This window comes from Pararhizobium arenae (assembly GCF_001931685.1).
Classification (GTDB): Bacteria; Pseudomonadota; Alphaproteobacteria; order Rhizobiales; family Rhizobiaceae; genus Pararhizobium; species Pararhizobium arenae.
In genome coordinates, this window is record NZ_MOOY01000005.1 from 287,996 (window position 1) to 309,476 (window position 21,481).

19 protein-coding genes, 1 tRNA gene and 1 pseudogene are annotated in these 21,481 nt (G+C 57.3%); 11 read left to right on the forward strand and 10 right to left on the reverse strand.

Annotated elements, in window-relative coordinates; genetic code table 11:
- The first annotated feature begins 191 nt into the window (after positions 1-191).
- Both chpT and BLX89_RS13115 read left to right on the forward strand, forming a co-directional pair.
- Entirely contained in the window at positions 192-839 is a 648-nt protein-coding gene (gene chpT / locus BLX89_RS13110) for a histidine phosphotransferase ChpT (protein WP_075291348.1), read from the forward strand.
- Between the two features lie 107 nt (positions 840-946).
- Entirely contained in the window at positions 947-1,309 is a 363-nt protein-coding gene (locus BLX89_RS13115) for a response regulator (protein WP_075291545.1), read from the forward strand.
- A gap of 194 nt (positions 1,310-1,503) precedes the next feature.
- Here the strand turns inward: BLX89_RS13115 and ctrA are convergent, their stop codons facing one another.
- On the reverse strand, positions 1,504-2,202 hold the full coding sequence (gene ctrA / locus BLX89_RS13120; RefSeq protein ID WP_024270822.1) for a response regulator transcription factor CtrA: 699 nt from the start codon (positions 2,200-2,202) through the stop codon (positions 1,504-1,506).
- Between the two features lie 444 nt (positions 2,203-2,646).
- On the opposite strand from ctrA, the gene BLX89_RS13125 reads away from it, so the two are divergent.
- Positions 2,647-2,997: a flagellar export protein FliJ gene (locus BLX89_RS13125; protein ID WP_075291349.1), complete on the forward strand. Its 351-nt coding sequence runs from the start codon at positions 2,647-2,649 to the stop codon at positions 2,995-2,997.
- Between the two features lie 161 nt (positions 2,998-3,158).
- Here BLX89_RS13125 and BLX89_RS13130 read toward each other — a convergent pair whose 3' ends face one another.
- A complete protein-coding gene (locus BLX89_RS13130) occupies positions 3,159-3,440 on the reverse strand; it encodes a GNAT family N-acetyltransferase (protein ID WP_075291350.1) in 282 nt (93 codons plus the stop codon).
- Positions 3,441-3,630: 190 nt separating this feature from the next.
- Positions 3,631-3,906 (reverse strand): CtrA inhibitor SciP, encoded by a 276-nt coding sequence (sciP, locus tag BLX89_RS13135; protein WP_018327815.1) that lies wholly within the window; start codon positions 3,904-3,906, stop codon positions 3,631-3,633.
- Between the two features lie 241 nt (positions 3,907-4,147).
- Between sciP and BLX89_RS13140 the strand changes: the two genes are divergently transcribed.
- The 4 genes from BLX89_RS13140 (at position 4,148) to BLX89_RS13155 (ending at position 6,761) form a co-directional block, all read left to right on the forward strand.
- Complete coding sequence (locus tag BLX89_RS13140) at positions 4,148-4,363, forward strand: hypothetical protein (protein WP_075291351.1); 216 nt, start codon at positions 4,148-4,150, stop codon at positions 4,361-4,363.
- 33 nt (positions 4,364-4,396) lie between these two features.
- On the forward strand, positions 4,397-5,125 hold the full coding sequence (locus tag BLX89_RS13145) for a helix-turn-helix transcriptional regulator (RefSeq protein WP_075291352.1): 729 nt from the start codon (positions 4,397-4,399) through the stop codon (positions 5,123-5,125).
- 208 nt (positions 5,126-5,333) lie between these two features.
- Entirely contained in the window at positions 5,334-6,530 is a 1,197-nt protein-coding gene (gene mnmA, locus BLX89_RS13150) for a tRNA 2-thiouridine(34) synthase MnmA (RefSeq protein WP_075291353.1), read from the forward strand.
- A 154-nt stretch (positions 6,531-6,684) separates the two neighbouring features.
- Positions 6,685-6,761 (forward strand) — tRNA-Met (locus tag BLX89_RS13155).
- A 322-nt stretch (positions 6,762-7,083) separates the two neighbouring features.
- On the opposite strand, the gene BLX89_RS13160 is transcribed toward BLX89_RS13155, so the two are convergent.
- Positions 7,084-7,962 carry a hypothetical protein gene (locus BLX89_RS13160; RefSeq protein WP_075291354.1) on the reverse strand — a complete coding sequence of 293 codons (879 nt, stop codon included), beginning with the start codon at positions 7,960-7,962 and terminating at the stop codon, positions 7,084-7,086.
- Positions 7,963-7,995: 33 nt separating this feature from the next.
- Here BLX89_RS13160 and BLX89_RS13165 point away from each other — a divergent pair, with 33 nt between their 5' ends.
- On the forward strand, positions 7,996-8,874 hold the full coding sequence (locus tag BLX89_RS13165) for an AraC family transcriptional regulator (protein WP_075291355.1): 879 nt from the start codon (positions 7,996-7,998) through the stop codon (positions 8,872-8,874).
- Positions 8,875-8,937: 63 nt separating this feature from the next.
- Here the strand turns inward: BLX89_RS13165 and BLX89_RS13170 are convergent, their stop codons facing one another.
- From BLX89_RS13170 to BLX89_RS13185, 4 genes are read right to left on the reverse strand one after another with little or no spacing between them, the layout of a single operon-like run.
- Positions 8,938-9,771 carry an oxidoreductase gene (locus BLX89_RS13170; RefSeq protein WP_075291356.1) on the reverse strand — a complete coding sequence of 278 codons (834 nt, stop codon included), beginning with the start codon at positions 9,769-9,771 and terminating at the stop codon, positions 8,938-8,940.
- Between the two features lie 50 nt (positions 9,772-9,821).
- Entirely contained in the window at positions 9,822-10,127 is a 306-nt protein-coding gene (locus tag BLX89_RS13175) for a putative quinol monooxygenase (protein WP_075291357.1), read from the reverse strand.
- A 1-nt stretch (position 10,128) separates the two neighbouring features.
- Entirely contained in the window at positions 10,129-10,794 is a 666-nt protein-coding gene (locus tag BLX89_RS13180) for an SDR family NAD(P)-dependent oxidoreductase (protein ID WP_075291358.1), read from the reverse strand.
- Positions 10,795-10,854: 60 nt separating this feature from the next.
- Complete coding sequence (locus BLX89_RS13185) at positions 10,855-11,316, reverse strand: VOC family protein (protein ID WP_075291359.1); 462 nt, start codon at positions 11,314-11,316, stop codon at positions 10,855-10,857.
- Between the two features lie 117 nt (positions 11,317-11,433).
- Here BLX89_RS13185 and BLX89_RS13190 point away from each other — a divergent pair, with 117 nt between their 5' ends.
- Complete coding sequence (locus BLX89_RS13190; protein ID WP_075291360.1) at positions 11,434-12,318, forward strand: LysR family transcriptional regulator; 885 nt, start codon at positions 11,434-11,436, stop codon at positions 12,316-12,318.
- A 229-nt stretch (positions 12,319-12,547) separates the two neighbouring features.
- Here the strand turns inward: BLX89_RS13190 and BLX89_RS13195 are convergent, their stop codons facing one another.
- Entirely contained in the window at positions 12,548-13,927 is a 1,380-nt protein-coding gene (locus BLX89_RS13195; RefSeq protein ID WP_143523607.1) for a hypothetical protein, read from the reverse strand.
- Positions 13,928-14,671: 744 nt separating this feature from the next.
- Between BLX89_RS13195 and BLX89_RS13200 the strand changes: the two genes are divergently transcribed.
- Together BLX89_RS13200 and BLX89_RS13205 are read left to right on the forward strand one after the other, a co-directional pair.
- A complete protein-coding gene (locus BLX89_RS13200; protein ID WP_143523608.1) occupies positions 14,672-17,053 on the forward strand; it encodes a hypothetical protein in 2,382 nt (793 codons plus the stop codon).
- A 145-nt stretch (positions 17,054-17,198) separates the two neighbouring features.
- Positions 17,199-17,881, forward strand: a pseudogene (locus tag BLX89_RS13205) (DDE-type integrase/transposase/recombinase); the annotation flags it as partial.
- Between the two features lie 46 nt (positions 17,882-17,927).
- On the opposite strand, the gene BLX89_RS13210 reads toward BLX89_RS13205, so the two are convergent.
- Positions 17,928-21,113 (reverse strand): hypothetical protein, encoded by a 3,186-nt coding sequence (locus BLX89_RS13210; protein ID WP_075291363.1) that lies wholly within the window; start codon positions 21,111-21,113, stop codon positions 17,928-17,930.
- Positions 21,114-21,481: the final 368 nt, after the last annotated feature.

Sequence of the window (21,481 nt, forward strand, 5' to 3'; positions counted from 1 at the left end):
ACCCGGCAGTTCGAAAGCAATTTGAACCGATCATCTTAACAATCGGTTTACCAAATGTGGTGTCATTATGAACTTCGATAAACTTCACGCGAACGCTATGCCCGCGCAATGTTCCTCGACTAGAGATTCGGGGAACGGCGCAATGCGATGCCGTAGCTAGGCAGCCGAACGAAGCCTTTGAGGAAAAGACGATGGTAAAGAACCTGACCCTGACCGGTCCCGACCTGGCGGCGCTTCTGTGCAGCCGTGTATGCCACGATATCATTTCGCCGGTCGGCGCGATCAACAACGGTCTGGAACTTCTGGATGAGGGCGGTGCTGACGCGGACGCGATGGACCTTATCCGCACCAGCGCCTTGAACGCGTCCGTCCGCTTGAAGTTCGCCCGTCTGGCCTTCGGTGCCTCCGGCTCTGTCGGTGCTTCGATCGATACGGGCGAGGCCGAAAAGGCGGCCCGCGATTTCGCATCCGTTGAAAAGAAGACGGAAGTCACCTGGACCGGCCCGCGCGTCATCATTCCGAAGAACCGTGTCAAGCTGCTGCTCAATCTCTTCCTGATCGCCTATGGCGCGATCCCGCGCGGCGGTTCTGTCAATGTCATTCTTGAAAACCCGGAATATGACGCGGTCTTCAAGCTGATCGCCAAGGGCAAGATGATGCGCGTGCCGCCGAAGCTGGTCGAGCTTCTGGCCGGGACGATGGAAGAAGCCGTCGACGCCCACACGATCCAGCCCTATTACACTGTCCTTCTCGCCGAAGAGGCGGGCATGGAAATCGAAATCAATTCGACCCCTGAGGAGATCGTTTTCTCTGCGAAGACGATTTCAACGGAAGCCTGATCGGCGGCATTTTTATTCCCGTGGTAACTGATTGTTTGCCAACGCCAGTTACAGTTGTTTACGGGAGAAATATCCCGCCAGAACAAACTGGAGTTGTGGAGCAGACGATGCAGCGCTTGATGATCGCCGACGATTCCGACGTCGTAAGAAAAGTCGGAAAGCGTATTCTCTCCGGGATGGGTTTTCTTGTTTCGGAAGCCGCAAACGGTCTTGAAGCCCTTGCGCGCTGCCAGACGGAACTGCCGAACATCATCATTGTCGATGCGGCGCTCGATGGCGCCCTCGATCTGATCGGCAATATCCGCCGCCTGCCGGAAGGCAAGTCCGTGCGCATCTACTACTGCGTCGTTGAAGCTGACCTGAAGAAGATGATGGCCGGCAAGCGGGCCGGCGCCGATGATTTCCTTTTGAAACCGTTCGATCGCAAGATCCTGACCAACGTTTTCGCAAGCCTGTCGATCGCGGCCTGAGACGCGACCAATCTCGTTGAAAGGCGCATGTTCCGCTGGGATACGCGCCTTTTTTGATGCCGAGTTTTTGCGTGGTGCCTTCTCGACGGAAAACGGCAAAAAGCCCGCCGAAACGGCAGGCTTTTCATAAAATCCCTGTCAACGGAAAACGACCGCCATGCGGGGAGCGATCGTAATCGTTTCCTGGTTGCCGATCAGGCGCTTTCTGCGAAATCGCCGTCCGGCTCGCGCAGCACATAGCCGCGGCCCCAGACCGTTTCGATGTAGTTTGCGCCGCCGGCGGCGTTCGCCAGCTTCTTGCGCAGCTTGCAGATGAAGACGTCGATGATCTTCAGTTCGGGCTCGTCCATGCCGCCATAAAGGTGGTTGAGGAACATTTCCTTGGTGAGCGTCGTGCCCTTGCGAAGGGAGAGCAGCTCGAGCATCTGGTATTCCTTGCCCGTCAGGTGGACGCGCTGGCCGCCGACTTCGACGGTCTTGGCGTCGAGGTTGACGATCAGTTCGCCGGTCGAGATGACCGACTGGGCATGGCCCTTGGAGCGGCGGACGATGGCGTGGATACGCGCGACCAGCTCATCCTTGTGGAACGGCTTGGTCATATAGTCGTCGGCGCCGAAGCCGAGGCCGCGAACCTTGTCCTCGATGCCGGCCATGCCGGAGAGGATGAGGATGGGCGTCTTGACCTTGGACAGGCGCAGCGTGCGCAGAACCTCGTAACCGGACATATCCGGCAGGTTCAGGTCGAGCAGGATGATGTCGTAGTCATAGAGTTTGCCGAGATCGACGCCCTCTTCACCGAGATCGGTGGTGTAAACGTTAAAACTTTCCGACTTGAGCATCAGTTCGATGCTCTGCGCTGTCGCGCTGTCGTCTTCAATGAGTAGAACCCGCATAATTGTCCCCTTTTCCGCCGCCGAAAGGTAAGTTTTGAGGCCTCCTGACGCGATACGGATCCAGTCGTTGCCTGATTTGGAGGCTGCCAGCAAATGGTTAACAAATTCTGATTCACTCTGGCAAGAGCACCGAATTTGTTAAATATTTTTCGCAGGCCCCTGTTTTTCCTTAGAATTCGCTATACGGCATTCTAATGTACAACATTAAGAACGACGCCTAACTGACTCCGGTGACTCAATCTCTGCCAATCCCAGAATCTGCGAATTGGCGTTTACCGACCCTTAAATGATCATCCCTATGATTAATGATGCCCGTAAACGAAAGGTTACCAGCGGTAGGTATTTGTTAAGATCGCTGGCATTTTTTTGTTTTCGGCCCGGTCCGGTCGCCCGATCGGACCAAAATCTTGTGACCGGGGTCTCGTTATCCGCGGAGTATTGCGTATGAAGTCACGTGAAAGCCTTGTGCGCCTGAAGGAATTTCAGGTGAAGGAAAAGCAGCGTCAATTGAACCAGCTTCAGATGATGATGGCTGAATTTGATCGGATGACCAAGGAATTGGAAAGCCAGATCAACTTCGAGGAAAAGAAGTCGGGGATCACCGATCCCGCCCATTTCGCCTATCCGACCTTTGCAAAGGCCGCTCGCCAGCGTGCCGATAATTTGCAGGTGTCGGTACGCGAGCTGAAAGTCCAGCAGGATGCGGCGGAACTCGCGCTCGAAGAGGTCAAGGCCGAGTTTGCCAAGGCAGCGGCACTTGAAGAGCGTGACAGCGGCCAGCGACTGCGCGCCTGACACCTTGCCGGTGTCCGCTGATTGCGGCATAGGCTCAGGAAAGTAGGGGCGGCGGGCTTCGCCATGCCGCCACAAACAAAAGACCCATCTTACCGTCCAAAGGGGGACGGGTAGGATGGGTCTTTTGCGTTTCCTGTCTCTGCGGACGGGTGCGCAGGTGTCTAAGCCTGGATCACATCCTGCCATTCGGGGTGGCGTTGCGCCTGTGCGCGCATGAAGGGGCAGAGCGGGATGATCTTCCAGCCGCCTCTGCGGGCGGCTTCGACCGCATGAAGGGCAAGCGCCTGTCCCACGCCCTTGCCGCGCAGCGCATCCGGAACCCCCGTATGATCGATGATGATCAGGCCAGGTGACGACCGTGAATAGGTCATCTCGCCGGTATGGCCGTCAATGGTGGCATGGTATCGGCCGTGAGAGCCGATTTCTTCGTCCTTGATATCCATCTGCTGCTCTGTCCTCCTGCGATTGCCGCCAACAATGGCATGCTCCTGATGCCAATTGAAAGAGGACTTAAAACGGTTTCGGGCGGCCTCCACCTGGAAGCCGCCCGAGAAAATATGGTCTGTTGATTGTCGGCACGTCAGGTGCCGTCCTGAGCGATCAGCAAAGCTCCGTCACAGAGCCTGGCTGCGATTAATGGCGGTACTGCTGGATGCGGGTGGTGCGCAGTCCTGCAAGGCCATGGTCGTTGATCGAGGACTGCCAGGAGAGGAATTCTTCAACGGTCAGGGTATAGCGCTCGCAGGCCTCTTCGAGGCTGAGCAGGCCACCGCGCACGGCGGCGACGACCTCTGCCTTGCGGCGGATGACCCAGCGCCGGGTATTGGCGGGCGGCAGATCGGCAATTGTCAGAGGGCTGCCATCGGGGCCGATGACATATTTCACGCGGGGTCGTATCATTTCGGTCATTGGACTCTCTACACATACTCAAGACCATATTCCCGCAACTTACCTCGCCACATTTAACATTTGCCTAAGCGGGCAGTAACAATTCACTCATAATTTTAATGATCAAGGCGAAGCGCGTGAGAGTAGTGGAAATGAGCACGGGTTCGTCTGCGTGACATCGTGGTCCATCCGCAGGCTTCGCATTGCCGGCCGTTTCCGTGTCCCGACAACCCTGGAGATTGCCGAGCTCCAGGGTTCTCGCATGGGAGCCATGCAAATTCCGTTGTTTAGTCTGGTTAAAATTTTAGCTATATCCGCCGAGAAATTGAGCATGAAGCATTATTTAAATGCTCCTGAGGCTCGCGAAGCACATATTTCTCCAGTTTATTTCGATTTGATCCAGCAGCTGCCCGCTGTCCTGGCAAATTTCTGTTTGGAGGTTTGTTCGCCTTTGCTGTCCGGAGCCAATGTTATTTGAAACGGCTGCGCGCCGAGGAATTGGTGAACGACGATGAGGGACCCGGAGCAGGTGGCCTTGCACAACGACGCTTATGCTGATTTGCTTTCAGGCATGAGCGGTTCCGTACAGACCGAATACGAAGTGCTGCATCTGATGCGCCAGTGCGCGGCGCAGTTCGGGTTCAACAATTTCATGATCGTACGGTTTCCGATCGGCGAGCATCAGCGTTTTGCCGAGCGGCTGGTTTTGAGCAACTGGCCTTCCGATCTCGTGCGTCGTTACGATCTGGCCGGCTGTTTCGGGCTGAGCCCGCTGGTCGATCGCCTGCGCCAGACGAAGCTTCCCATGTTTTCGGCGACCGACGCATTGATGCAGGCCGAAGGCGGCGACAGAGCCGAACTTGCCTGGGAAGGCATGGACAACACCTTTGCGGTGCATCTCCATACCACCTATGGCGAATCCTATATCGCGACGCTTTCCGGCACGCGCGCGGCCCCCGACGAAAGCGAAACCGCCAATATCTTCATGGCGCTCGTGAAGCTTTTCGAATGTCTGGAGCGCACGTTCGAGGCTGGCTCGTCCGCCCGCGACAAGCTGTCGGCCCGCGAGATCGAGTGCCTGCGCTGGGCGGCGGCTGGAAAGAGCAGCGACGAGATCGCCATCATCCTCGGTATCTCCGCCTACACGGTCAGCAGCTACTTCAAGACGGCCACCCGCAAGCTCGATGCCGTCAACCGCATGCAGGCGATCGCCCGCGCCATGCGGCTCAAGCTGATCTGAGACGGTCCGTTTGCCGGGTCGGCCGCTGCTGCCCTTGTCTCGCGCGGCAAGACTTTCTATATGACCGGCACGCCAAGGCTTCAGGGCGCGAATGCGGGAACGGGGCGCTTCGGCGCCTTTCGCATTTTGCCGTTGGCCTTAATCAGGGTAGAGTGCCGGCATCGCAAGCCGCAGGGCCCTTCAAACCTTAAATGCCGGATCGATTGCCTTGAACAGTCTCGACTTTGATCGCAAGCCAGAAGATACGCGCGTCGTCGTCGCCATGTCGGGCGGTGTCGACAGCTCCGTTGTGGCCGGTATCCTGAAGCGCGAGGGCTATGATGTCCTTGGCATTACGCTCCAGCTCTATGACCATGGCGCTGCCGTTCACCGTGCCGGGTCCTGCTGCGCCGGCCAGGATATCGATGATGCGCGCCGCGTCTGCGAGGTCCTCGGCATTCCGCATTACGTGCTGGATTACGAACAGCGGTTTCGCGAGACCGTGATCAATCCTTTCGCCGAAAGTTATGTCGCCGGCGAAACGCCCATCCCCTGCGTTGCCTGCAACCAGACGGTCAAGTTCGCCGATCTGCTGGCGACGGCGCGCGATCTGGGTGCCGACGCGCTGGCGACGGGGCATTATATCCGCTCCCGGCGAAACCCGCAGCCCGGCGCGCCTAATCGACGCGCGCTTTATCGCCCGGCCGATGCGGATCGCGACCAGAGCTACTTTCTCTTTGCCACCACGCAGGAGCAGATCGACTACCTGCGTTTTCCGCTCGGGCACCTCACCAAGGCGCAAACCCGCGCGCTTGCCGAAGATATGGGACTTGTCGTCGCCAAGAAGGCCGACAGCCAGGACATCTGTTTCGTGCCGCAGGGCAAATATTCCGATATTGTCTCGAAGCTGAAGCCGAACGCGGCGCTGGCCGGGGATATCGTGCATCTCGACGGCCGCGTGCTCGGCACGCATGACGGCATCCTGCATTATACGATCGGCCAGCGGCGCGGCATCGGCGTCGCCACCGGCGAGCCGCTCTATGTCGTTCATCTCGACGCCCGCTCGCGCCGCGTGATCGTCGGGCCGAAGGAGGCGCTGGAAACCCGCCGCCTTTATCTGCGCGATATCAACTGGCTTGGTGACGGCGAAATCGAGGATATCGCCCGGGGCGGTTTTGCCTGCTTTGCAAAGGTGCGGTCGACGCGCCAGCCCGCGCCGGCCATGCTTCATGCGGGCGAGAGCGGCATCTATGTCGAGCTCGAAGAGGGCGAGGCGGGCGTTGCGCCTGGGCAGGCCTGCGCGCTTTATTCGGGCATCGGTGAAGACGCGCGCGTATACGGCGGCGGTTTCATCCTGCGTTCGGAGCGCGAAGCGTCGGCAGAAGCGGCGCTGCGCGAGCTTCTGAGCTGCCCCGCCGCCGCCTGACCGGCGTCAGCGGCCATTGTGCCGGGGCTTGTCCACCGGCCGTTTCAAAACTGCAATTATTTGAAGCGGCTCGCTTGACACCGGCATGAACGGCACCTTATAAGCCGCCCGTCTGATGACGACGGCGGGCGCTCAAAGCGCTTCCGTGTTGGATGGCGGGGTAGCTCAGGTGGTTAGAGCAGCGGAATCATAATCCGCGTGTCGGGGGTTCGAGTCCCTCTCCCGCTACCAAAAATTTCTCCGAAAACAGTCTCAGTGAAATTTTCTTGAATTTATCGTAATAATTCACATGCTTATCTCGTATCGTTGCTTGCGTTTTCGTGTGATTTTCACGCAAAGCCCCCGATTTTCACCTCATTTTTCTACCGCGTCTCAGCCGCACCTTTATCGCAGCTAAAATTTTTGGAGATTTAGCTGCCGTTTTCCTGAGACAGGTTCGCTTGACTGGCGGCTTGATTGATTTGGGCGCGTCCGAGCGATACGTGTGGGAACGATATCGGCCCGTCAGCGGGTTGGCTGACGGGCCGATCATTGCGCTCGAAAGCTAGCTCACTTATCCCAGCAACTCTGTGTGTTGCTCGCTCCATGTCATTGGCAATTCCAGCATGCGGGTGAGCTTGGCGATCGTCAGATCAACCGGCTGCTGTCCGGTAAGAATAGCTTCTGTGATCTTGGGCGAAAGGAAGGCCATCGGCAGGATGCGGCTGATGTCTGGGCCGTGGGCGTTGAAGCGTAATGCGACATCGGCATGGCTGGCATTGGATCCATCCGTGAGGGCTTCAAGGTACATGTGAGCGCGAGCGAGCATTGCGATCAGCATCGGGTCTTTGTTTGCCGCGGGTGCGACGGCTTCCTGCAGCACGATCCTGCTTTCCACCCCGCACCGTTTCAGTTCGATCGCGAGGGTCAGGTCGACGATATCCGGGCTGCTTTCTTTCTCCGGATGCAAACTCTCGCCCGAAAGCATGGCCAGCAAATTGCGAGGGGCGATCTCAAAGACGATCTGGTCATGCTTGACGGTGATCCTGCGAAACACACGGTGAAGAACCTGATACTTGTCGATCGGATCGTCGAGCTGCCGATATCTTTCGCTGAGGGCCGCTGCAGTCGCAAGGATGTCTGCAGTCGCTTTAGAACCGTGATGCTCATCCAGCCAGCGTGACAGCTGGGTCTTATTGGCGAGCAGGTCATGAAGCTGTTGTTCAACGACCGGCTCGATGGTTACCGCCGAGAGCCGCCACCGGCTGTTATCGCTCGCCGCTTCATTCGGGCGAGAGAGATAATAGCGATAGCGCCGCCCATGGTTCTGGGCATGAGCGAGCAGGAAACTCTGTCCCTTGTCGTCATGAAGCAGACCACCGAGGATATGCCGCTCGCGGCTATTGGTGGCGGAGCGACGATTCGGTGCCTGCGCCGTCAGGATCGTCTGCACCTGATGGAATAGGGCCTCATTTATGATGGCATCATGCTCTCCGTCATAGATAGCATCCTTGTGCCGGATCGCCGCACCGATACGGGTATCCCGCGTGTCGCGATGGTCCAGGGGCGTATCCCGGAACACCAGCTGGCGACCGTCTATGAGCCGATGGTCAACCTGATTCTCTCCGGGTCGAAGACAATGACGGTTGGCGAGCGGAGCTTTCACTACGATCCGGCGACCTATTTCGTCATGTCGGTGGATCTGCCGGCCGTCGGCTCGGTCCATCCGGACTCAGATGGCCGGCCTTACTTGGCCGTCAGCCTGACGCTTGACCCACACGTGGTCGCCAACCTGATCGCGGATCTTCGCAGTCCTGCCGGGGGGACGCTCCGTGAAAGTGGCTTCTCAGTTGCGCCTGTTACCGACGACCTGGTGGATGCCTGGCTCCGCATGCTGAGACTGATGCAGCGCCCCGACGAGATTGCGGCGTTGGCGCCCGCCTACGAGCGGGAGATCCTGTTTCGCGTGTTGCAGGGGCCGCTGGGATGGATGCTGCGTGACATCGCGCTGCCGGAAACGGCGCTGTCGCGTATCGGCGTCGCCATCCGTTGGATCAGGGAGAATTTCTCCAGCCCGCTCAGGGTCGATGACCTCGCTGGCATGGCGGCGTTGAGCGTGTCGGCGTTCCATCGCCATTTCAAGGCAGTCACCGCGCTGAGCCCGATCCAGTATCAGAAGCGGGTGCGGCTGCTTCATGCCCGTTCGATGCTGCTGGCAGGAGAGGGCAACGCAACCTCGATCGCCTTCCATATCGGCTATGAGAGCGCCAACCAGTTCAGCCGGGAATATGCCAGGCTGTTCGGGCGCCCACCCCTGAAGGATATCGCAAACCTCACCCAAGCGCTGGGACGGAACGCAGCCTGACCTCATGCGGCCGGAACTGGTAGCGCCCGAAAGCGGAGTCTACTCCGCCTTCAGGCTTATGGCTTACGCACTCGCGAAGTCGGTCGACGCCGAGACGGTGCGCCATTCGGAGAGGATGGCAGCGTCATGCGCGTGCTTTTTCTCGATCGCGGCAACCGTGTCGCTCCCGAGCGGCAGGCGAACCGGCGGATTGGGGGCGTCAGCGAAGGCGGTCAGCACCTCCGCGAGCTTTTGAGGATCGCCGGGCTGGTTATGGCTGAGGCCGGCGGCTATGGTTCTCACCTTGCCGGCGGTCGCTTCGTAGTCGCCGATGATATTGCCGCTCACCGACAAGGACGAACTGTCGAGAAAATCCGTGCGGAAATAACCCGGTTCGATGACGGTGACATGGATGCCAAGCGGCGCCAGTTCGTCATGCAGGGCTTCGCTCAGCCCTTCGACGGCGAATTTGGTCGAGGAGTAGACCCCGAAACCTGCTGCGCCGCGATAGCCGCCGATCGACGAGATATTCAGGATGCGGCCGGAACGGGCCCGGCGCATGAAGGGCAGGACGGCGCGGGTTACATTGAGGAGGCCGAAGACATTGGTGCGATAGACGGCCTCGATTTCGGATACCGTCGCCTCCTCGACTGCGCCCATCAATCCATAGCCGGCATTGTTGAGCAGGATATCGATGCGACCGAAGCGATCGATCGCGGCTTTCACCGCTGTGGTCGCCTGTTTGTAGTCGGTCACGTCGAGAGCGACCGGAAGCAGGTTGGGGTGTTCGCCGAACCGCTCGGAGATCGCCTTTGGATTACGGGCGGTGGCGACGACGGCGTCACCCTGTGCAAGAGCCCGTGTGGTGACGAGGGCGCCAAAGCCACGCGAGGCGCCGGTGATGAACCAGATTTTCATGAGGATGTTTCCTTGATGTCGAGTTGAAGAGGAAAGTGTCGGGCCAGGCCTCAGGGACGCGGCGATGTCATGGTGCAGAATGTCAGTTCCATGTCCCGGGCCAGCAGGTCCGGAAAGCGCGCCATGACGGCTTTGGTGTAGGGCTGCTCAAAATGCGCATCGAGATCGGCGCGCGATCGCCAATTCTCATAGAGAATCCAGACGCTGGGATCGCTGCTGTCGCGGTGCAGGTGATAGTCGATCAATCCTGCCTCTGCGCGGGTCGGTGAGACGAGCGCCTGCAACGCTTCGCCAAGCGTCGCGGCACAGTCCGGTTTGGCCGTCAGCCTGGCAATCAAGGTCAATGTTTCGGTCATGTCAGTCTCCCTTGAAGGCGTCTGCGGGGTAAACGGCTTCCCAGCCTGCGGCCGGGTCCGTGGCCAGCGTCCAGATCGTGTCGGCTGCCTCTTTCGCCTCTGTCGATCCGGGGCCGACGAGCGTGGCGATTGTCGCCACCGCGATGCGGATGCCGCGTTCGGCGAGAGGGCCGGCCAAACCTTCGACGACATTTCTAAGGGCCGCCTTGCCAAGGCCGAGACTGGCATAGCCGGCATGGGGGGACACGGCGAGGCCGCCACCTGTAACCAGGATCGTACCGCCGCGGGCACCGAACAGCTCAACGGATGCCCGGATCGTGTGAAGGCCTGCAGCGACATTGGTGGCGAGGTCGTCCGTGACCTCATCGTCGCGCATGCTGAACAGATCCTGTTCACGCACGACCGCGGCATTGAAAAGGACCGCCGTCAGCCCGGCGGTGATCCGGTGAGCCTCGGCGACCGCCTTACGCAGTGCGATCGGGTCGGTCGCATCGGCTTGCAAAGTCGAGACGTGGAGACCTTGCCCGGAAAGGGTTCTGGACAGACCGGTGAGACGATCGGCATTGCGCGCGGTGAGCACGACATGCCAGCCTTCCCGCCCGAATTTCTCCGCGACGGCCTGCCCGATGCCGGGGCCGGCGCCGATAATCATGATGGAGTTCGTCATGGGATGTTCTCCTGATGTGCTGGCCACCGCGATGCCGTGACGGCCAGCCGGGTGAAAAGGTCACGGCAGGACTTCTGCCAGTTCGATCAGATTGCCGAAGGGATCGCAGAAAAAGGCGAGGCGGCGGCTGATTGCCAAAAGCTCGAACGGTTCGGTGACGATGGTGACGCCGCGTGTCCGCAGCTCATCGACGGTCGCATCGACGCTTGCGACATTCAGGCAGAAATGGTGGTAGCCGGCATATTTGAGGCTATCGCCGAGATCGGTATAGGGGCGGACATCTTTCGGCGACGGATCGCCGCCACCCAGGATTTCCACATAGAAATGGTCGTCGGTGGCGGGTGCGAGATAGGCGAGTTGCTCGTCGGCATAGTCCCATTCGGCGACGATACGAAAGTCGAGCTTCTCGACATACCAGCGCTTGGCGGTTTCGAGGTCCGGCGTGCGGACTGCGACGTGATGACCGCGCATGTCGGCGAAGGGCGATGCCGTGTTGTGGGCGGGAGGAATGAAGTCGGCCATTGTCTTGTCTCCTGTGTGGTCCGGCACAAGCGCCGGTTTGCAAGGAGAAATCTGGACCTTTTCGACGATAAGAATTAGAGAGATAATCTTCCTCTCAATGATGAGTGAGATTTGACAATGCGCAGCACGGATCTCTCGGAACTGGCGGCCTTCGATGCGGTTGCCCGTCACCGCAACTTTCGCCGGGCCGGCGAAGAGCGCGGGGTGACCGCCTCGGCGATCAGCCATGCGGTGGGCAATCTCGAGGCGCGCGTCGGCATTCGTCTGCTCAACCGGACGACCCGCAGCGTGGCCCTGACCGATGCCGGCGCGATGTTGCTTGCGCAACTGTCGCCCGCCTTCGGGGAAATCGGCTCGGCGCTGGATGCCCTCAACCAGTTTCGCGACACGCCGTTCGGCAAGGTGCGCATCAACGTACCCAATTCGGTGGCACCGTTCGTGTTTCGATCGGTCATTGGTTCGTTGATTGCGAAAAATCCCGGTCTCCAGCTGGAAATCGTCGCCACCGACCGGCTTGTCGACATTGTGGAGGAGGGGTTCGATGCTGGCATTCGTCTCGGTGAAAGCCTGCGCGATGGCATGACGGCTGTGAAGATCAAGCCACGACTGCGGTTTGCCGTCGTGGGCTCAACAAGCTATTTTGAGCATCATCCGCTTCCCAAAACCCCGGATGATTTGCGTCATCATGTCTGCATCCGCAATATCTATCCAAGCGGCAAACCCTACCCTTGGGAGTTCAGTCGCGCTGGCAAGATCATCGAGTTCGAGCCAACCGGCTCTCTGTCGCTCGATGACCATGAACTGATGGTTGAGGCAGCACTGTCGGGGGTGGGGCTGGCTTATGTCTGGGAAGATCGCGCGCGTTCCTATGTCCAGAATGGCAGCCTGATCGAATGCCTGGCATCCTGGAGTGCCCCCGAGGACTGGCTCTATCTCTATTACCCGACGCGGAAATACCTGTCGGCCGGCCTGCGCGCCGTCATCGATGCGCTGCGTGTGTGAAGGGACGTGCGCACCGACGGTTCGATTCCTATCAAGAGCAAAATCCCGACGCAAGGTCTAACTACGATTGCCATTTAGACGCCACGCGAGGTTTGCCAGGGATGGACTCTCGACTTTTCCGAAGTATGATATGAGTGCGCGATACATAGAAGCCCCAAGCAAATGAGTCCCCGACGCCAACTTTTGGAATTGCCATTCCGTTCTTTCCCTCGGATTCCATCTTCCCTTTTCAATTGTTGCGCTTAACTTCTGCTGCGGGAAGCAGAAAGAGTGGGAGCAACAATCCTATCGATAGCGCGCCGATAGCGCTCACGAGGGCATCCCTTTCTCCCTCGGACAACTTCTCAAACTCTTGCTCCCCAGTCTTAAGGCATACGTTGATAAGAACGAAGAGGATACTGAAGATTGCAGCGCGCGGGATCATAGTGTCAAAGACCTTTGTCTCCACGGCGCTCCATGTGGGGAGACCGAAACTGTTTGAGAGCCGTAGCTCACTGAGACCAGCAACCCCAGCGCGTGAGCTTTCCCCCATGGGATCAGTGTGCTGGTTTTCGGCGGGATCGAAAAACGAGATGAGCCCGGAGTAAACGATTGCGTCGAGAAACTCGCCTAAGCCATTGGCCGCCGAGAATTTCATAATTGGTCGAATGGCCCCTTCTATTCCGACTTTTGAGGCCCCGGTACTGGTTCCGGAAAACACATCGTCAAAACTTTGTAACCAGTTCACAATCATCTGATTGCAAGTGTAAGCAATCATGTTGAAGCTGGCTGCTTTTACATTCGTGGGCCGCGCGTCGGAGCGGTTGGTTAGAAGCTTGAGGAAAAGGTTCAAGCTGTCACGCGTGGCAGCGTACACGACAACCTTTACAAGCTGGGGCGCGCTCGAAGCGAACACTTCTTTGTGCCATGCCGCAACTGAAATGCCGCCAAGCGCCCCAATCGTTAGGCCGCGGATAGACCGGGTAAGCGCGTTGGCTTTGCCTGTTCGCTCCTGGCGCACCATCGCGCCGACGGTCAACAGACCGATTCCGCCAAGGATAATGGACGACGCAATAACTTGTGACCGCCGATCAACTCGATCGAGGTGTCTTGATGCGGCGTAGCCAATCACTTCCCGGACCGTCGTTGTCAGCGTCGTTATCGTGCCGTCGCGCAAGGCGGCGTTAATAGCGTTGCAGACCCAACCAGCAACGTTGCCATTGTTCGAATTTGAAAACACTTCATGCAGAAACCTTCCAATTGCACCTGAAACGTCATCTGAGAGATAGTTCTGCGCTTCAAGGTCGGTATCGGCGCCAGCGTTTGCCTCGGCAAATTCAAAAGGGGCAATATTTGGACCAACTGTCAAAGGGGAGGTCACTGCATTCCCAAGGTTTGGCGATAGGCTCACGCTTGGGATTTCGGCACAGAGCCTTTCCGGCGTTTTCGGCAACGTTGAAGCCTGCGGGAGGGACTCGCGTCGAGCCGGGCTTCCATGGTCGCCTCTGTCCTTAGATAGGTGAGGGGAAAGGTTTTCTCGAGGAATATTGGTTGCCGAAGCATACCATTCTGCCTGCTGCTCGCCCTGGGAACTATCCTTTGGCCTATCATCTTGCTCACTGTTGTACATGTTCGTCCTTCGTCCTATCCTTCAGAGGATAGCTGCAAGAACGAGAAATGATGATGTTGCTTTGATATGTGGATATAGCGTTATCGCGTAACGACCTGACTACCGTCTCGGAAGACTGATAATCCTGTATTTTAGCGGCCGCATTACGGAATAGATTGCGCGCGTGCTATCACAATCTTCGAGAAAGAAAACTGAATTTCAAGGTATGTCGACGCTGCTATTGTGGAGAGAGACGGTTTCAAAATTGTAGCGATCAGTGCGGCTCGCTGAATTCTCGCTCAGACTCGTCACCCCAGACATCCCATTGCGCTTCTTTAGCTTCTCGCAACGTCAATCGACTGCATCAGTGGCGCAAACCCGGCTGATCCTATTAGAGTGGCCTCGTTTCAGCCGCTGGATAAACTTACTTCTAAACGTCAACCGGTTCTAAATCTTGGCGTCGACCGCCTATCCTTACAGGGTTTTACGCAAAGACGTCGGCTTCAGAAGACCCGACATTGGCCAAGCTCTCCTCAGATCAAAACTCTTTTCGACCCAGCGCTGTATTAGCTATGGCTGAAGTTATCCGAGGCAAGCTGCTTTGATCGTACTTCCGTACGATGATTTCCCGCGGCTGAATAATGGCATATCAAAATTACATTTTTGAAGAAGATTAGGACGGCGGAGGATGCTGCACATGGAATGCGCGCCGACTGTAAGCCCACCGTAGGCTCGCATGTCGAGCCCAATCAGCAGGATGAAAGAATGACCGTCTCGTCAATTAGTAGCGCCGCATTTATGTCAATCGATATTGACCTACTATCCAATATCGCCGCCCAGTACGTCACAGGGACAAAGCCTAACAAAAGGGCAATTGCTCAGGCCAGGAGAGCGGCAGACGACGTTTTTCTACAAATTGAAACATGCGTGAACTTCAATCAGGACCTTCGGGACTCTTTGCTCGACATCGTGCGCGGAGGGCTCACGCACGCGATAGAGGAATATACCGATCAAAAAATGGATCGCCAAATGGCGGTACAATATGCTGAGACCTACCTATCCGCTTTAGATCAAAAAATTGGAGAATGCGTCATGATTATGGGCGCTCTTTCAGGAGAGCCAGGCTCAGGGAGCTCTAATCAGAGTGTTGAGCAAGCACTTGCACTATTCGCCGAAGCAATTAGCGCGAAAGACAAATCCTACCTTGAAAGGTGGGATAAGCTCGTCCTCTCTGAAAAGCAAAAACATGAAGCGTACACAGAGAAACGGACTGCAATCGGGGAGGTGGTCGACGACTTCGCTTCGATGGAAAACGGAGAGATCGGCTTTGTTCAAAAGTACGTTTCCGAAGCGACGCGTCTCGTTGACGCTGTAAAGCGTGCGTACGATTCAGGATATGCTGACCATGCTGACAGCTTTGCCGCGGTGCCGCCTCGGGCTGTTTTTGAACACATGAATGCCTTCAACCTTCGAAAGCTGGAGACGGAGAGGCAACGGAAAGAGGCCGAGCTTTATGCTGAACTATCCGACGCGTGGCTGAGTAAAAGCGTCGTCAGCGAGCGTCTCCTCACCGCCGACTTTTCGCCGGCAAATCTCGAGCAACTCAAGCGATCGCACCAGGGAAATAAGGCCACCCTCGCAGTGCGCGCCAACGGCAGATTCACTAACACAGATTTGAATGCCAATGTGAAATACGTCGAAATGGCTTACGAGGCGGTTGCGACAGATCGATCAATCGTGTCGATCCCAGGTGTATCGTCCTGGTTTTCAAGACTGGTGGGGAGCAGTGAACGCAAAAAAGCGGTGGGCGAAGTCATCGCGCGAAGCATGGCCCGTGCGGAAGCGAACGTAGAGGCAGCCGGAACACTCACCGATGAGATGATTTTAGAAAGTCTCAAGCGCTGGAGGGCCGCGTGTGCGGGGCCTTTGTCGGAATATGATGAAGAAGCCAGCAGCGAGCTAAGTCTCCAACATGAAGTCGAGTTGATGAGATTCGAAGCAGCAATGCGTGACCTGCCATTCAAAAAAGAGTCGCCGTTATTTTCGAGCGGGAAAACTGAGAATACGATCGTCGAGAGTGGAAACTTACAGGTATACTTGAAGCACGTAGGTAAACTTCGCGACGGCGCGGAGACTTTAAATGCGAAAATGGAGATGCTCACGGCAATTTCTGCCCGAGTACCTTTACCTAGTTCGGACGGTGTCAAGGCAATTCTCTCGGGCGAGGAGCCCCCGGTTGAGCGGGATGTAGATAACGTTTTTCTAAATGTCGCTATTGATGATCTTAAGCTTTTAGATCGCATAGCGACCCTAGGTCTTGAAGGCGCTGCTGGTGATATACGTGATATTGTCCACTTTATACTCATGGATATTGAGGAAAAGGCTAAAATAAACCTCATTAAACGGGACGAATTGTTAAAAAACGAGATTGATTTATATAAAACTGTTATAAGTAATGCTTTTTCTGGCAACGATCCAGATCCAGATGATGATCGACCTCGGCGATCGCAAGATGAACGGCGCAAGATTTTCAGCGAAGGTTGGGCCAGCGCGATGACGGTTTGGGAGCGCGAGGATGCGTGGCCTCGCATTGCTAAGCGGGTTTTGGGAGAGGCCGACGCTAATCAATTCACCTCAAAAAGACCAGCTTTTCACCAACGATCCGCAGTTGCTGCATCAACCCTGAAGATGTTTGACCTGTTGGACAATTTCCTTGATGCGACGCCACAGCAGTCGAAGGAAGACCTCTTCAAATCCATGCTTGCAAATTGTGCACATGAGATTGACCGAATTGACACGGCAAAAGAGAATCTAAAACACAATAACTCCGGTCGTGGTGCGGAGGATGAGGGCGGTGGCGGCCTAGCGGTTTCTGAAATCAAAACAATCATGTTGGCGGGCGATTTGCAGAAATGTTTGCCAGTATGGCAAATACTTGAAGCAATCTGGAGCGTTTGGAGGACTTCGTCTAATGATCCAGATTCGGTGGTGGTTGAGGGCAGAATGGAATACCTGAGGACGATGCTGGTAAAGCTGCAACAGGGAACAGATTTTAACTTCACTGCGCAAGATCAGAAAATCAATTGGATAAGGGTTGTGACGAAGCCCCAGCTTCCCCCGCGCATGGATGCCTCCCTGTCAGCTTAGAGGTCGACAGGACAGGACTAAACGACCTCAGTATGTGTTTGAACTGCCCCTCATTCGACCGAATAGTCGGCACAAGCAGAAAGGCTCAAGCACAGGCTGAGGACAGGCTTATGTCTAACGAGTATCGACACGTTGAATTGCTGACGGGCGACGTCCGCCGCAGGCGGCGGACAATCGCGAAATGCGAGCCGCCGATAAGCCTGTCGTCAACGCCAAGCGGTTATCGCATCATGGGCAACCACGCAATGTTGCTGGACAAGCATACGGCCGTTCGCAAGGGCCGCATCCACGACGGCGAGGTCATGGTCACGCGCTCGAACCTGCGCTGGTGCTCCGATGGGCTGGAGTTCACCTGCTGGAACGGCGAGGTCATTGGTCTCGCCTTCATCATCGACGCCTTCGACCGCGAGATCATTGCCTGGACGGCGGTCGCCAACGCGGGCATCTCCGGCTCTGACGTGCGCGACATGATGCTGGAGGCGCTTGAGAAGCGGTTCGCAGCCACCCGAGCCCCACACGCAATCGAGCATCTCTCCGGCAACGGCTCAGCCTATACCGCGAGGGACACGAGGCTGTTTGCCCAGGCGCTCAATCTAACGCCCTGCTTCACCCCCGTAGCCAGCCCGCAGTCGAACGGCATGTCGGAAGCCTTCGTCAAAACCCTGAAGTGGGAATACATCAGCATCTCGGCACTACCGGACGCCGAAACAGCGCTCCGGCGCATCGACGGATGGATCGAGGACAACTACGAAATCCCATCCACATCCCGCGCTCAAGATGGCTTCCCCTCGGCAGTTGGCTAATCAATCTAGCCAGCTTATCCGGTGAAACGGGGAGCACTCTATTGCGCAATGGCTTGAAGGCGTCATCTGTATTAGCGCTGTTTCCCCGGGGTCGAGTTGGCCTTTCCTAAATCATCCATTTCGTAGGTATCGCCTCCTCCGGGCCTCTCGGGATTGGCGGCTACGTATGCTTGTCTCGCGTCATTGCCATAGGCGCCGTCCTCCTGCAATATTTTCCGGATTTCCTCCTCTGTCCGGCCTGCAGTGTCCACCTCGGCAGCGGCCGGAGCGCTTTCTTCTTCTCCGGGTGCGACCTGGTCGGCCAAAGCGGCCTGCAGGATTTCAGCCTCGTCCTCGGACAGTTCCACGATCCGTGCGCTATCGCCCCCGTCGGCTTCCAGACGCATGGTCCCCTCCTCAAGCGTTTCCAGGTCTCTGCCTGCGGCCTCGACATCGGGGAATGCCCGGCGCAATTTCTCGAGCAGCGCGGACAGATGTCCTTTCAAGTGCTCAACGAAGGCGGCCCTTGCCTCCGGAGGAAATATTCCGTCCAGTGCCTTCTTGGATTGGGTCAGCGCGGCGATAAGCTTCAACGCGATGTAGGGGCCGGCCTTCGTGGAAAACAGCAAATTCACGACGACGGAATAGACGGTGAAGGCGCTGAAGGCGACATTTGTTCCGAAGGGTTTGAACGGGCTATCGGCCGTATTGAGCGACAAATCGAAAAGACTTTTGCCGGTGACTTCCTGCGCGACCAGATTGGCGATCGCCGGCGGAAGGGAAAACAAGCTGCCGACGCAAAGGTTCGCCCATTCCCGGAGAAAGTCGTCCATGTTGGAAAACGTATCGACATAGCCGGATTTCACCAGAGTGCCCAGGACGATCGCCTGCCACGGCATCATATCCGTGAGATATAAAATGTCGGTTTTGGCAGCGATGCCTTGCACGGCGGCTATTCCGATGGTGGCGGCGATCATGACAGTCGCAACCAAGGCCTTGGAATTCCCCTCTTCCTGTTTTTCTTCGAGATACGTCTTCACAGGTTCACAGACCAGTGACAGGTGGGTCTTCAGGCTTTCGACATCGGCCCTGTAGTTCTTGAGCTGGGTTGCCAGACCGTAGGCGATGGAATCCTCCTTCTGATAGTCGTCGGAGGCCTTGGATATAATGTCGGTGTACCCTTCGATCTGCTTGAGGTGCGACAGGATCTCCTCATCGACATTGGCGACCAGGCCGGAAAGTTCGGATATTTCCATCTCGCCACGGGCATAGAGTTTCTCCGCCGCGTCGATGGTCAGACCCCATTTTTTCCTGAGGAAGTTGATTTTCTGCGCGTGAAGCATTCCGAGATAGCCTAGGAAGGATGTGAAACCCATCATTGCTACAAACGGGATATTTTTGGTGGTTTCCTTTGCCTTATCCTTAAAACTCGGATCGAATTTCGGCCCGAACGTGGTGGCAAAGTATAGGACGAACGGAAGGCACCAAAGGACCTGCCGGTAAACGGTGTATTCCATCACGGTGCGCTTGTCGGTCGAAGTGGTCTGCATCAGGCCAATACCGATGGTCGCGGTTCTCGCATAGGCGCCGGCTGCCTGAGACATATAGAAATAGGATTTCGGATCGTGGTAGGCGCCAGCAAGGAAGGGCAGCGCCGTACAGGATGCGCTCAGCGCCAGCGTCCATGCGCGCGAGGCGGAGGTGCTGTCCACCGCCAGATGCGCGACACTCGACTCCAGCCGCGTAATCGCCGCGAGGCCCTTGCTGCGTATCAGCTTGGCCGCCTCGCTTTCGCTATCCATCGATGACGATGGGGGATTTATCAGCCGTCTCATCGTAGCGATTTCTGCTCCCAAGGCTTCGAGAACGGTCGGAGAGGCCGTCAACCCATCCGCGGGTAGACTGCGCAGTATATCGAGGAACTTCTTGGATCCCGTCATGTCGCCGTAGAGCGATGTCGCCCTATAAAATCTGACGATCGCATTTTCATCGATCGGCTCGCTCGAAAGCAGCATTTGGATGGTCTTATCGGCATGTTCCTTCGCGGCCTCAAACTGTGACGGGCTCAGAGGATCGATATTCAAGCGCGTGACATGCGCCAGCCAGCCGCGCTGGTCGCCTGCCATGAAGCGGGGGCGTATCGGCGTTTCATTGTCGAGATTGGCGGTGTCTTCGGGCAAAACCTCCGTGCCGTGTGTACTCTCCGGGCTTGCCGGATTGTTCAGTTCGAATTTGTCGAATGCGTTCTGGGCGCCGATTAACAAATCGTTCTGTTCCCGCAATTGCTGTTCTCGTTCCCCGTCCCCGAGATATTTGCTTTTGGATCCGTGGCCTTCGATCTTTCGGCGTTTGATTTCCTCTAGCTCCTCGGCGTTCCGTTGCAGCAGTTCCAGGTTCTTTTGCTGCGTCTCAGCTCTTTCCCTATGCTGGGCCCTGAGATCGTCATTCGTGATGGGAACTCTGCGTTTGCCGGCCTTCACGTCTTCGCTTTGGGCGGGGCCATAAATCGAGCTTTCCGGCTCCTGATCATCGGCGGCACGAGGGAATTGCGCGATCGATGCCGGCAACACGGGATCGCTTTCAGCGGAGCTGGACGGAATTTGCGTCTGTACGTCGCCGGCGGCAATCTGCGCCGCGACAGGAGGCGCTCCGGAAGGAGAAGCTTGCCCGCCCTGTTGGTTGGCAGGTTTGGGAACGGGCGCCGAAGCGGCGCCCGGCGCGACACTATCTGTCGCCGGCTCCTCCAGTGCGTTGTCTGCGAGGGATGGCGTGGCATGCGGATCGAGCGGCGCGGCGGCGGCGGCCAAGGGAGTTTCGCGCCGATTGGGCTCTGCCGGCGTGCCTTGCGCAGCGCCTTCCGTATCTTCGCCGCTGAGGGTCGTGTCCGCTGTCACAAAGCTTTCGTTGGAGAGTGATGAAAAATCACGGCTGTGAGCAGGGGAAGCCATCGCGACATCTCCTCCCTCTACGTCGGCAGTTGCTGCCGGATCGGGGACGGCGAGTGCCGCTGTGTCGTCTGCCGGCCCCTGCGGTAGGTCTTCGGCGGGCGGCGGTTCCGATTGCAAACTTTCTGTCTGCGTTTCGGTCGAAGGCGGAGGAGCCACAGCCTGTTCTCCGGCTCCGAGCGCGGACGGCGGTGCGGTAACGTCCGCCGTCGGGTCGCCTGCACCCAGCGAATCGGAGCCGGGCGCGGATGCGTCGCCGCCCGGCGCGATGGTGTCCTGATCGGTGTTATCCGCTGCGGAACTCGCTGGCTGAATTTGATCTTTAGGAGGCATACTGTTTCCCTCGTCCTTGGATATGGTTGCTGACACGGACGTATCGGGAAGAGACAGTACGGGTGTCTCGGGCCGCTGCGGGCACTCTATTTCATATGGCGGCATGTGCGAAGCGCATGGCGGTGACGAGGGTGGATGGCCGAGAGCCGGCGGTTATCCGCCTGGAATGGATGGCGGCTCCCGCCGCTCCATGCGCCGGAAATGGGGCGTACCAAGAAGGCATTTCACACCTTGCCGAAAAGCCGAGAAACTCTCACGGCTCGGTATCGCGACTTTTCCGTGTGAGCTAGAGCGATTCTTGCAAAAGGGTGCGAAGCGTACCTTAGAACCAATCTTGCCCCATGCACCGCGCGCAGTGCAAAGCGCTG

What these genes read in the sequence shown, in the direction of transcription:
- BLX89_RS13210 (WP_075291363.1), bottom strand. Translation starts at nt 21,113, where the DNA reads ATGCCTCCTAAAGATCAAATTCAGCCAGCGAGTTCCGCAGCGGATAAC.
- BLX89_RS13140 (WP_075291351.1), top strand. Translation starts at nt 4,148, where the DNA reads ATGGGAGCCATGCAAATTCCGTTGTTTAGTCTGGTTAAAATTTTAGCT.
- ctrA (WP_024270822.1), bottom strand. Translation starts at nt 2,202, where the DNA reads ATGCGGGTTCTACTCATTGAAGACGACAGCGCGACAGCGCAGAGCATC.
- BLX89_RS13115 (WP_075291545.1), top strand. Translation starts at nt 947, where the DNA reads ATGCAGCGCTTGATGATCGCCGACGATTCCGACGTCGTAAGAAAAGTC.
- BLX89_RS13175 (WP_075291357.1), bottom strand. Translation starts at nt 10,127, where the DNA reads ATGACCGAAACATTGACCTTGATTGCCAGGCTGACGGCCAAACCGGAC.
- BLX89_RS13125 (WP_075291349.1), top strand. Translation starts at nt 2,647, where the DNA reads ATGAAGTCACGTGAAAGCCTTGTGCGCCTGAAGGAATTTCAGGTGAAG.
- sciP (WP_018327815.1), bottom strand. Translation starts at nt 3,906, where the DNA reads ATGACCGAAATGATACGACCCCGCGTGAAATATGTCATCGGCCCCGAT.
- BLX89_RS13165 (WP_075291355.1), top strand. Translation starts at nt 7,996, where the DNA reads ATGCTCTCCGTCATAGATAGCATCCTTGTGCCGGATCGCCGCACCGAT.
- chpT (WP_075291348.1), top strand. Translation starts at nt 192, where the DNA reads ATGGTAAAGAACCTGACCCTGACCGGTCCCGACCTGGCGGCGCTTCTG.
- BLX89_RS13180 (WP_075291358.1), bottom strand. Translation starts at nt 10,794, where the DNA reads ATGACGAACTCCATCATGATTATCGGCGCCGGCCCCGGCATCGGGCAG.
- BLX89_RS13185 (WP_075291359.1), bottom strand. Translation starts at nt 11,316, where the DNA reads ATGGCCGACTTCATTCCTCCCGCCCACAACACGGCATCGCCCTTCGCC.
- BLX89_RS13195 (WP_143523607.1), bottom strand. Translation starts at nt 13,927, where the DNA reads ATGTACAACAGTGAGCAAGATGATAGGCCAAAGGATAGTTCCCAGGGC.
- BLX89_RS13200 (WP_143523608.1), top strand. Translation starts at nt 14,672, where the DNA reads ATGACCGTCTCGTCAATTAGTAGCGCCGCATTTATGTCAATCGATATT.
- BLX89_RS13145 (WP_075291352.1), top strand. Translation starts at nt 4,397, where the DNA reads ATGAGGGACCCGGAGCAGGTGGCCTTGCACAACGACGCTTATGCTGAT.
- BLX89_RS13170 (WP_075291356.1), bottom strand. Translation starts at nt 9,771, where the DNA reads ATGAAAATCTGGTTCATCACCGGCGCCTCGCGTGGCTTTGGCGCCCTC.
- BLX89_RS13190 (WP_075291360.1), top strand. Translation starts at nt 11,434, where the DNA reads ATGCGCAGCACGGATCTCTCGGAACTGGCGGCCTTCGATGCGGTTGCC.
- BLX89_RS13130 (WP_075291350.1), bottom strand. Translation starts at nt 3,440, where the DNA reads ATGGATATCAAGGACGAAGAAATCGGCTCTCACGGCCGATACCATGCC.